Source organism: Prevotella sp. HMSC073D09 (genome assembly GCF_001814145.1).
In the GTDB taxonomy this organism is placed as follows: Bacteria; Bacteroidota; Bacteroidia; order Bacteroidales; family Bacteroidaceae; genus Prevotella; species Prevotella conceptionensis.
Map to the genome: position 1 here is coordinate 18377 of NZ_KV815139.1, position 9716 is coordinate 28092.

General features: G+C 45.3%; 9 protein-coding genes. 5 read left to right on the top strand and 4 right to left on the bottom strand.

Translation table 11 applies throughout. From position 1 onward, the window contains the following. Positions 1 to 457: 457 nt before the first annotated feature. The 3 genes from HMPREF2955_RS13495 (at position 458) to HMPREF2955_RS13505 (ending at position 3105) form a co-directional block, all read left to right on the top strand. Positions 458 to 1348 carry a DNA/RNA non-specific endonuclease gene (locus tag HMPREF2955_RS13495; RefSeq protein WP_070723941.1) on the top strand — a complete coding sequence of 297 codons (891 nt, stop codon included), beginning with the start codon at positions 458 to 460 and terminating at the stop codon, positions 1346 to 1348. Between the two features lie 113 nt (positions 1349 to 1461). After that, positions 1462 to 2277 carry a Nif3-like dinuclear metal center hexameric protein gene (locus HMPREF2955_RS13500; protein WP_070723942.1) on the top strand — a complete coding sequence of 272 codons (816 nt, stop codon included), beginning with the start codon at positions 1462 to 1464 and terminating at the stop codon, positions 2275 to 2277. Between the two features lie 3 nt (positions 2278 to 2280). Next, positions 2281 to 3105 (top strand): zinc ribbon domain-containing protein, encoded by an 825-nt coding sequence (locus tag HMPREF2955_RS13505; protein WP_009229345.1) that lies wholly within the window; start codon positions 2281 to 2283, stop codon positions 3103 to 3105. Between the two features lie 365 nt (positions 3106 to 3470). Here HMPREF2955_RS13505 and HMPREF2955_RS13510 read toward each other — a convergent pair whose 3' ends face one another. From HMPREF2955_RS13510 to HMPREF2955_RS13525, 4 genes are all read right to left on the bottom strand, one after another. Next, entirely contained in the window at positions 3471 to 3746 is a 276-nt protein-coding gene (locus tag HMPREF2955_RS13510) for a hypothetical protein (protein WP_070723943.1), read from the bottom strand. Positions 3747 to 4019: 273 nt separating this feature from the next. Then, positions 4020 to 4841 carry a DnaJ domain-containing protein gene (locus HMPREF2955_RS13515; RefSeq protein ID WP_070723944.1) on the bottom strand — a complete coding sequence of 274 codons (822 nt, stop codon included), beginning with the start codon at positions 4839 to 4841 and terminating at the stop codon, positions 4020 to 4022. A 59-nt stretch (positions 4842 to 4900) separates the two neighbouring features. Beyond that, positions 4901 to 5860 (bottom strand): transporter, encoded by a 960-nt coding sequence (locus tag HMPREF2955_RS13520; RefSeq protein ID WP_070723945.1) that lies wholly within the window; start codon positions 5858 to 5860, stop codon positions 4901 to 4903. Between the two features lie 30 nt (positions 5861 to 5890). Further along, positions 5891 to 6340 (bottom strand): type I restriction enzyme HsdR N-terminal domain-containing protein, encoded by a 450-nt coding sequence (locus HMPREF2955_RS13525; RefSeq protein WP_070723946.1) that lies wholly within the window; start codon positions 6338 to 6340, stop codon positions 5891 to 5893. A gap of 173 nt (positions 6341 to 6513) precedes the next feature. On the opposite strand from HMPREF2955_RS13525, the gene holA reads away from it, so the two are divergent. Both holA and HMPREF2955_RS13535 read left to right on the top strand, forming a co-directional pair. After that, on the top strand, positions 6514 to 7542 hold the full coding sequence (gene holA / locus HMPREF2955_RS13530) for a DNA polymerase III subunit delta (protein ID WP_070723947.1): 1029 nt from the start codon (positions 6514 to 6516) through the stop codon (positions 7540 to 7542). A 774-nt stretch (positions 7543 to 8316) separates the two neighbouring features. Beyond that, entirely contained in the window at positions 8317 to 8796 is a 480-nt protein-coding gene (locus HMPREF2955_RS13535; protein ID WP_070723948.1) for a helix-turn-helix domain-containing protein, read from the top strand. The last annotated feature ends 920 nt before the right edge of the window (positions 8797 to 9716 follow it).

A 9716-nucleotide genomic window follows, 5' to 3' on the forward strand; every position in this document is an offset into this window, starting at 1 on the left:
ATTGCACTGCGTTTTGCAGCAAATTGCAGTACATGTTGCCGCAAATAGTCCAAAAACTGGTACGGAAGGCGATTTTATAGAATGAATATTCAGTTTGCCTGCATATATAACTAACCCCTTTTGGCATCAAAGCAAACCTTCGCGAGAATCGATTTTTTGCGGCAAGACAGGCAATTGGTAGCCGAAAAGGGCACTCATAATGTTAAAATTTGCGCCGAAAAGATTACAAAAACTCGGCAGGCTGATAGGTTTAATGGTTGACAAGCGTTTTCATTTAGTTCGTCGTTTGCCTGCTCCCACTGGTGTTTATGGTTTCTTTTTGTTTCTTGAAATGTGTGCTGGCTCGTTGTGCTAGTGCTTTTTGTGTTGTGGATAAGGAAGATTTGTGTAGTGCGAAACTGGTGTTTTATGCGAATTAATTAGTAAATTTGCACACTTATGAAAACTTGAAGTAAATATGAAAACGAGAAAAGTATTTTATCTGGCGTTATTTGCCTTTACTTATTTGTCGGCCTTTGGCTTGCAACCCGTAAAAAGCGGCAAGTCGATAGTGGGTGTGCAACCTCTTCAAGGACAGCAGGTAGCTAAACAGCGGCTGTATGAAGGGGAAGACAGTGTTCGAGATACGGTTGTGCACAAGTGTACTTGGGTGCAGAGGAAAGGTTTGGGGCCACTTGAAGTTCCTGGAAAACTAACTGATAGGCCCGAACAACTGTTGAAGCGCGTGGCTTACATGGCATCGTATAACAGCGATTTGAGAATACCCAACTGGGTGGCATGGAAACTAACGGCCGAGCATACAGAAGGCGCCAACGAACGTAAGGGAATGAGGTTTCAAGAGGACAAGGAGGTGCCAAAGCCAAGAGCCGTTGATGCTGACTACGTGAAAAGCGGCTACGACCGCGGACACCTTTGCCCCTCGGCAGACAATTGTTGGGATGCTATTGCGCAAAAGCAATCGTTTCTGCTCACTAATATATGTCCGCAAGACCATAAGCTGAACGTTGGTGATTGGAAAGAGTTGGAAAGCCAGTGTAGGAAATGGGCTAAAAAGTATGGTTGTATCTACATCGTTGCGGGGCCTATACTGATGAAAGGCGAACATAAAACCATAGGAAAAAACAAGGTAACGGTGCCAGAGGCTTTCTTTAAGGTGGTGCTGTGTATGGAAGGACAACCAAAAGCTATTGGTTTTATTTATCGCAACGAAGGGGACGACCGCCCTAAAAGCTATTACGTGAATACCATCGACGAGGTGGAACGCATCACGGGCATCGACTTTTTCCCCACTTTGCCCAATAAGGTGGAGGACGAAGTGGAGGCGACGAGTTGCCTGGACAATTGGTAAGAGCTGGTAAAGACCCATTGTTAACAGGAAGACCTGTTAACTACGCCCTAATATTTTGCCATGTCAGTAGAAATTAGTAACTTTGCACTTCAATAACATAAAGCTAAGTTAGCGTGAAAATAAAGGAAGTGCTACGTGCCCTTGAACAATTCGCGCCCCTGCCCCTGCAAGAAGGATTTGATAATGCCGGCTTGCAGGTTGGATTGACAGAGGCGGAAGTATCAGGGGCTTTATTGTGTCTTGACGTGACTGAGAAGATTGTGGATGAGGCTGTGGCCAAGGGTTGCAACTTGATTGTTGCACACCATCCGCTTATCTTTCGTAAGCTGGCACAAGTGTCGGATGCCAATGCCGTTCAGCGAACGGTGATGAAGGCTATAAAGAACGACATTACCATTGCTGCCTTGCACACCAACATTGACAATGCACGAGGCGGCGTGAACTTTAAGATTGCCGAGAAAATGGGACTGCTAAATGCAGACTTTTTTGGGGCGCGAAAGCGTGTAGAGAGCTTTAACGACAAGGGCGAAAGCATCAGTGTTGAAGGAGCATCGGGCGTGATGGGTGTGTTTGAACAGTCTTTGGCGGCCGACGATTTCGTGATTTTGCTTAAAAAAACGTTCGATGTGGAGTGCGTAATGTGCAACCAGCTGCTGCGCCGCCCTATCAGTAAGGTGGCCATTTGCGGCGGGTCTGGGGCTTTTTTGTTAGCAGACGCCATCGCAGCAGGGGCAGACGCCTTTGTAACGGGTGAGATGCACTATCACGATTACTTTGATCATGAACAGGAAATACAAATTGCAGTGATTGGGCATTACCAAAGCGAGCAGTTTACGAACGAGATATTTAAAACAATAATCGAGGAAAGGTGCCAGGGCGTGAAGTGCATTCTGACGCAGACCAACACCAATCCCATCATCTATTTATAAGTTATGGCAAAGAAAGAAATTACCGAACTGTCGGTGGAAGAGAAACTCAAAGCGCTCTACCAGTTGCAAACAACGCTCTCGGCTATTGATGAGAAACGTGCGCTGAGGGGAGAATTGCCCTTGGAAGTGCAGGACTTGGAAGACGAGATTGAAGGTCTGAACATACGCGAAGACAAAATTCGCAGGGAAATTGACGACTTTTCCAGGGCTATTTCGCAGAAAAGGGCTGAGATTGCTGAGGCTGAGGCTAGCGTGGAACGCTATAACAGACAGCTTGACGAGGTGAAGAACAACCGCGAGTACGACACGCTGAGCAAGGAAATTGAGTTCCAAACGCTTGAAATAGAGTTGTGCAACAAGAAAATAAAGGAAGCACTTGTGAAGATTGATGAGTGCGAACGCGAACTGAGTGTTACGGGACAACAAATATATGACCGCGAACGCGACTTGCACCAAAAGCGTAATGAGCTGGACGAAATTATGCTTGAAACGAAAGAAGAGGAAGAAAAACTGCGCGATAGGGCACGTGACTTGGAAACGAAAATAGAGCCGCGACTGCTGAGCAGTTTCAAGAGAATTCGTAAAAACGCACGCAACGGACTAGGTATTGTGTATGTTCAACGTGACGCTTGTGGCGGATGCTTCAACAAAATACCGCCACAGAGACAGCTAGACGTGAAGATGCACAAGAAGGTTATCGTTTGCGAGTATTGCGGACGCATCATCGTAGACCCAGAATTGGCTGGCGTTAAAAACGATAAGTCGGCTGCTGCCGAGAAACCTAAGCGCAAACGCGCCATCCGAAAAACAAAAGAAGAGACGGAATAGGCGCGAGGAAGTGAGGACTTGCGCGTTGGGAGTTTATCGTGAAAGGGTAGTACCTAGGCGATAGCACTTTCAGACTAGACATTAAAGTCTTTTTGATTTAGGCTGCTAACGCGTTAAAATCAAGTCGATTTACGCCACTTTGCACCTATTTCCGAGGGCTATTTGTTGCGTATTTTATAAAGAGAAGGCTTTATACACAGGCCTTGTTGCACATCTTTTGCGCTAAATTCAGCGTAGCCCTACAAAGAATAAGCTCCATACACAACCACGAGGCGTGTATGGAGCTTGTTTTGTTGTTGGCTAGTGGCTACTTAATTTTGGCCAGCTAGCTTTTAATTTCTGTGTAAGCAGGTTATTGTACGAGCTTACTTGTTGGCCTTTTTGTCGCAGTTTTTCTTGCAGTCTTGCTTAGCGGCCTTATCGCATTTCTTCTTGCTGCACTCTTTCTTGTCTTTACAAGCAGCGTCTTTCTTGCAGCATTCTTTGGCGGCAGCGTCTTTCTTGCAGCAGCCCTTCTTACCTGCTTTGTCGCATTGTTCGGTCTTAGCCTTGTCGCATTTCTTGGCTGTTCCTTCACTCTGTGCGTTAGCAAATCCTATTGCAGCAACGAAAAGAGCTGCGCTGAAAATGATCTTTTTCATACTTCTTACTTTTTGTTTTTGTTTTGAAATAGTGATTTTATCGGCGCAAATGTACGAGTTTAAAATGAAACAGCAACATTTTGTTAGCAAAAATTAGCAGTTAAATGCAATCTGTTTGTGTGTGACGAACTTGTGGTTACGATGTGTTTTGGGCTATGTTGTTGGTTTTGGGCGTGTTATGTGCGTTCCTCGTTATTGGCAGTCGACACCTGTCTGATGCGTTTTTCGGCTCTGCATCTTTATATTAGATGGGCGTTTCGTCGCACAGCTGTTTTACATTCCGCGTTCCTTGTATATCCTTTCTTTGGCATCGTTAATCTCCTTGAACTTCTTTTCGGCCGCCAAACGTATGTCTTCGCCCAAAGTTGCAACGCGGTCGGGGTGGTGTTGCAGGGCCATCTTGCGATAAGCAGCCTTCACTTCGTCGTTTGTAGCGTTGGGCGATATTCCCAAAACTTTGTATGCCGAATGCGTGTCGTGCTTATCGAGGTTGAACATCGAGTCGAGAATGCGCGCATCGAAGCCCAACCACTGCGCCAAATTGCGAAGGGCATTCACCTCGCTGGGGTCGATTCGCCCATCGGCTTTGGCCAATTCGGCCAGAAAACTAAGCAGTTGCAGACGCTGTGCGCTATTCATGTGGGCGGCAATTTGAAAGCAACTGTCGCGTATGATGCCCTCGAAAGCCATTGCGCCCATTTGTTTTTGCTGGTCGAAAATGTTGCGGATGATGCTGTCGCCCTGCTCTACGGCCACCTCGCCAAAGTTCCTTCGCAAGAAGGAACGTAAGGTTTCCATTTCCGAGTGCATCACTTTGCCGTCGGCACGAATGATGTATGCCGAGAGCACCAGTAACGAAAAGAGGAACGAATTGCGTTCGCCTTGCTGCCGCTGTTGTTGACTGGCAGAGGCGTTGTGTTGGTAGAAGTTGGCTGTTGAGCCGCCCGTATTCCAGGGTTGTCCATTGCGATCGGGCTCGTTAACTTGGTCTAGCCCCACGTCGAAGAGTGCGCCGAGTACCAATCCTGCTAATCCGCCAAGCGGTCCGCCGGCGATAAAGCCCAAAAATCCGCCAATCCATTTTCCTATTGCCATAAGTGTAAGTCTTTATATGTTGTCATTTAGAATGTGTATTGCACCCTCGGCGCACCGTCTTACCATTTCAGCGTGCCGTACTTCTGCTTATACCACAGCTGCCATGCGTTGATAAGGTTTTGCCAAACCACGTAAGCGCAAGGTGCGATGGACGCTATTGGATTGAGAAAGGCGATGGTGAGCCATATGCCCACAACGGTGTTCTTTTGTCCCAAGGCTTGTCCGGCGCTGATGCTGTCGCCATAACGATAGCCCACGGCTTTGCCAATTGAAAACAACAAGAGGCTGATGACGAGGGGCAACAACAGAAGTAGAGCCAAAATCGTGCCATAAACTTGGGTGGCGAGGATGTTGCGGATGGTTAGTCCCATGATGATTGAGAGGTTGAACCCCCAAAGATAAAAGGCTAAGTTCTTGGTTTCCTTGATTCGTGCAGCCACTTTCGGCAGGAATTTTCGTGTGAGTAGGGCCAGACAAAGGGGCACGATGAGTACGAATGTGATGCGCCGTAGTATCATGACAAAGGCTGTTAGGAAGGTGATGTCTGCGCTTTTCTCAACCATAGGGAAGAACAAGGGGATGATAACCGACGTAACCACGTTGGCTAGGATAGTGTAGATGGTGAGCGAGGCGATGCTACCGCCAAGCCGTTCGGTGATAACGGGAGCCGCTGCCGCTGTGGGACAGATTACGCAAACGAAGGATCCTTCGAGCACAAGCTTGGCCATTGGGTTGGTGGTATGTAAGATGGCCAACACCAATAAGCCCGAAAGAACAATGCGAATGGCTTGCAGTATGAAGTGCCAGGCTCGCGGTCGGAGGTCGCCCAGCTGTATTTTGCAGAACGTGATATAAAGCATCACGAAGATAACCACGGGGAGAAGTTTCACCAAAAAGGGGCCAACCACGTTGCCAATGGGTTGAAGTGGGGCGATGCGCGAAAACAAAAGGTAGACCGCAGCACCGATAACAAGACCGCTGGGCAACGTCCATTTCTTTAAGAAAGCAATGATGTTCATGTGTGTATTATATATAATGTACGCGCGCAACTATATTTCGGTATAGTGTGGGAGGGCGGGTAAGAAGGTGTAGCTGTTGTCGGTGTAGTTCATTTTACAGCAGATGTGTTGCAGTCCGTTGCTCACCACGAGATAGTCTACGTGCAAAAGCATGTTGTAAACGGTTATTTGGTCGAACACCTTTTGCGTAAGTGCGATGGTGGGTGCCTTATATTCGAGAATCATTTGGGGTTTCAAGTCGCGGTCGTACAGCACGCTGTCGGCTCGAAGGCTTTTGTCGCCGATGCTCAACGCCACCTCGTTGGCCATCAGCAACTGCGGATATCCCTTGTGATGAATAAGGTAATTGACGAAATGCTGCCTTACCCATTCTTCGGGAGTAAGGGCAACGTACTTGCCGCGAAGTGGATCGAACACAGTGGGGCGCGCCTTCGTGCCTCCCACTTTTATTGCATACGAGGGTAGGTTTAGTGAATACATTTTGTTATCTTTGCAGTGTAAAGCACAATAAAGCTTATCGGTAAGGGTGCGGCAAGACAGCCTTGTCGCAGTTTGCCGTATGCCTTATGGTGCAAAGTTACTAAAAATATGTGGGCGACGAGGTGGTTTTAGCAACTTGTTGCCCCGCACTCATCCATTAACAAGAACCTTTCATGGCAGAAAAACGAAACGCGCTTGGCCCCGAAGTCATCATTAAAGACATTAAGGCGCGAAACTTTTCGCCCGTATATGTGCTCATGGGCGAAGAGTCGTATTATATAGACAAGATTGCAAGCTTGCTCGAAGAGACGGTGTTGCAACCGCAAGAGCGCGACTTTAACCAAGACATCCTCTTTGGCGTTGATACCAACGGGGTGCAGGTGGCCGACCTTTGTAAGGCTTATCCCATGATGGCCGAACGGCGATTGGTGATGGTGAAAGAGGCGCAGAACCTGAAATTGGTAGATGCTTTGGCCAAATACTTGGAAAATCCCGTGAATACTACCATCCTTGTGCTTTGCCATAAGAACGGCACCATCGACAGAAGAAAGAAACTTTTGGCTCGCGCCGAGTCTATTGGCGTTGTTTTCGAAAGCAAGAAGAAACGCGATTACGAATTGCCTGCTTTTATTAAGGGCTATCTTGCCACGAAGAAAGCAACGGTTGAAGACAAGGCGGCCATCATGATTGCTGAACATATTGGCTCCGACTTGAATCGGCTGACATCGGAGCTAGACAAGGTTTTGATTTCGCTACCCGAAAACGACTTGCGTATTACGCCCGACATCGTGGAACGACAGATTGGCGTTAGCAAAGAGTTTAATGGTTTCGAATTGCGAAACGCCATCGTAAACCGCGACGTGTTTAAGGCAAACCAAATTATTCAGTATTTCGATAAGAACCCTAAGGCCGGGTCAATCTTCGCCTTCTTGCCTTTGCTTTTCAGTTTCTTCCAAAACTTGTTGATTGCCTATTACGCACCAAACAAAAACAACGAAACAGAGGTTGCAAAGTTTCTCGATTTGAAATCGGTGTGGGGTGTGAAAGACTTTATGGTGGGGATGAGAAACTACTCGGCCATGAAGACAATGCACATTATTCATAAGATAAGAGAGATTGACGCTAAATCTAAGGGGTTAGATAACCCAAATACCCCTGTTGGCGACCTTATGAAAGAGCTAATCTTCTTTATTTTGCACTAAAAATGGCCTTTTTCGGCCCTTTTTCGTTCTAGAATAAGTGTCTCTGAGAGGCACTTTTTTTTGGCTAACTTCCAAATAAATCAAGAAGTTAGCCCATTTTAACCTCCAAAATACTCGCGAATTTGAAAGCAATTCGACCCTTGTTTCAGAATAATCAATTCTCGTTCTGTTTTTGCATTTTCGGCTTACTTCAATTTACAATTAACAAATATTAGTTTGGGGTTTTCTGGGTTTTGATATGTAAATCATTCTCTTGTTTTACAAATGTATAACTGTTTATATTTGATTTTGTAAAATAGAGAAAGAAGTTATAAGTCCCATGTTTACATAGCTAAACCATATGAATTACATTTCAAAATCTAAATGAATACTTATTCATTGCAATATACATGCCTATTTTTACGTGATTTTCAGCTATTTGTAGACGTTTTCTAGCCTTTATACCTCTAAAAACCCCCTTTTAGGCCTCAAAAAGCCCATGTTTTAGGCAATATTGCCCTTTTATACGCTTATAATGGCCTAATAACCAATAAAATTCATTTTTTCGTTAAACCTTATTATATACCTGGTTTAGGTAACCTTATTTTGATTTGTAAATGTAGATCGCTTATAGGCACACGCATGTTTACATATTTATATGGTTTAGATTTACAAACCTAACATTTTATTTACTAAATTGTTGTTTAGAAATTTGCAGCAATACGAAATTTGTTTTACCTTTGTAAAATCAACGCGAAAAGGCCTTAAAAGGCCTCTTACACTAAAAATAAGGGTATGAAAGATAGAATAAAGAAGGTTATGGAGAGCCAGCACATGAGTCAACAGACCTTTGCTCTCTCTATTGGAATGTCGCCTGCGTCACTTAGTAGTATTTTTAACGGACGCACAAAACCCACCCTCAATATAGTCGAGGCTATTAAAGATAAAATTCCGAAGATTTCAACCGACTGGTTAATCTTTGGTAAGGGTGAGATGTACTTAGACGAAACGGGGGCTGCTAACAATACCCCCACTACCCATTCAATCCCTGATAAGGAACCTCAATTAAACTTTGACACGCCTGCTGCTAGTCCTTCGTTATTTAACGAACAGCCAGCAGTTGCCCCAAAAGTGGTACAAGCTCCCAGAGAACCCGAGCGAGTTGAAGTGAAAGTGATTGAAAAACCACAACGTAAGGTTACGGAGATACGTATCTTTTACGATGACCGAACATGGGAATCGTTCTATCCTGAAAGCAGGGATGGTAGAAGTTGAAGTGTATTTTACTGGCCGATTAAGGTGCAGACTTACTTATAGCTCTGTTTCAACAAGGTGTTTTTGATGCTTCCTTTATGTATTAGATGCAATAGTTTGTGGGTAAGAATGCAGCATACATTTACTCACTGTGCACAACACGCATTCGCCGTGCCAACTACTGCGCGCGACGGATGCCTGATGGAGTTTGCTTAGCAAACAGGCTCTTACAGGCTGTTTGCAAGCCCAAAATTTGAATGTATCATGAGAGAACAACCTAAAAAACTCCAAAATACCTACCCATTTCTCGTGTAAAGTGGCGGATATGTGGGGCGTTATGCTCTAAAACACCCCTCTAATGCCAACTTTTCTAGTGATAGGCGGAGAATGATAGGCTGATGACCCCAATGATGGCACTAAACATTGACTATATCTTGTGAAAAGCAGCGAGTGTGTGCGATGTCATGCCTAAAACATTCGCGAACGCTGTTTATTCTGGTGACAAACGGAGATTAATGGGTTGATGCCCCCCCATTGTAGGCCCTAAGTACTGCTCATATCTTGTGAAACGCAGTGGAAATAAAGGTTGTTATGCCTTAAAGCCACACGCTAACGCCTATTAGGGGCTAGTGAAAAGTGGGAATTTATAGGTTGATGCTTCCAATAATAAGCCCTAAACCACCCTCTAATGCCGATTTTATCTCGTGGACAAACGGCGACTAATAGTCTGTTTGAAACCTTAGAAATACTCCCTAAACAGCCACTTTGATTCGTAAAAAACAGCGAGTGTATGAGGTGTTACTCCCTAAAAACAACCCATGATCGCCCACCTAAGGCCACACTAAACAAGTAGCGTGAATGGTGTTACACCCTAAAAACGACCCATTATCACCGTCCTAAGACCATACAAAACAAGTAGTGCGAATGGTGTTGCTCCCTAA

What these genes read in the sequence shown, in the direction of transcription:
- HMPREF2955_RS13535 (WP_070723948.1), top strand. Translation starts at nt 8,317, where the DNA reads ATGAAAGATAGAATAAAGAAGGTTATGGAGAGCCAGCACATGAGTCAA.
- HMPREF2955_RS13495 (WP_070723941.1), top strand. Translation starts at nt 458, where the DNA reads ATGAAAACGAGAAAAGTATTTTATCTGGCGTTATTTGCCTTTACTTAT.
- HMPREF2955_RS13510 (WP_070723943.1), bottom strand. Translation starts at nt 3,746, where the DNA reads ATGAAAAAGATCATTTTCAGCGCAGCTCTTTTCGTTGCTGCAATAGGA.
- HMPREF2955_RS13525 (WP_070723946.1), bottom strand. Translation starts at nt 6,340, where the DNA reads ATGTATTCACTAAACCTACCCTCGTATGCAATAAAAGTGGGAGGCACG.
- HMPREF2955_RS13515 (WP_070723944.1), bottom strand. Translation starts at nt 4,841, where the DNA reads ATGGCAATAGGAAAATGGATTGGCGGATTTTTGGGCTTTATCGCCGGC.
- HMPREF2955_RS13505 (WP_009229345.1), top strand. Translation starts at nt 2,281, where the DNA reads ATGGCAAAGAAAGAAATTACCGAACTGTCGGTGGAAGAGAAACTCAAA.
- holA (WP_070723947.1), top strand. Translation starts at nt 6,514, where the DNA reads ATGGCAGAAAAACGAAACGCGCTTGGCCCCGAAGTCATCATTAAAGAC.
- HMPREF2955_RS13520 (WP_070723945.1), bottom strand. Translation starts at nt 5,860, where the DNA reads ATGAACATCATTGCTTTCTTAAAGAAATGGACGTTGCCCAGCGGTCTT.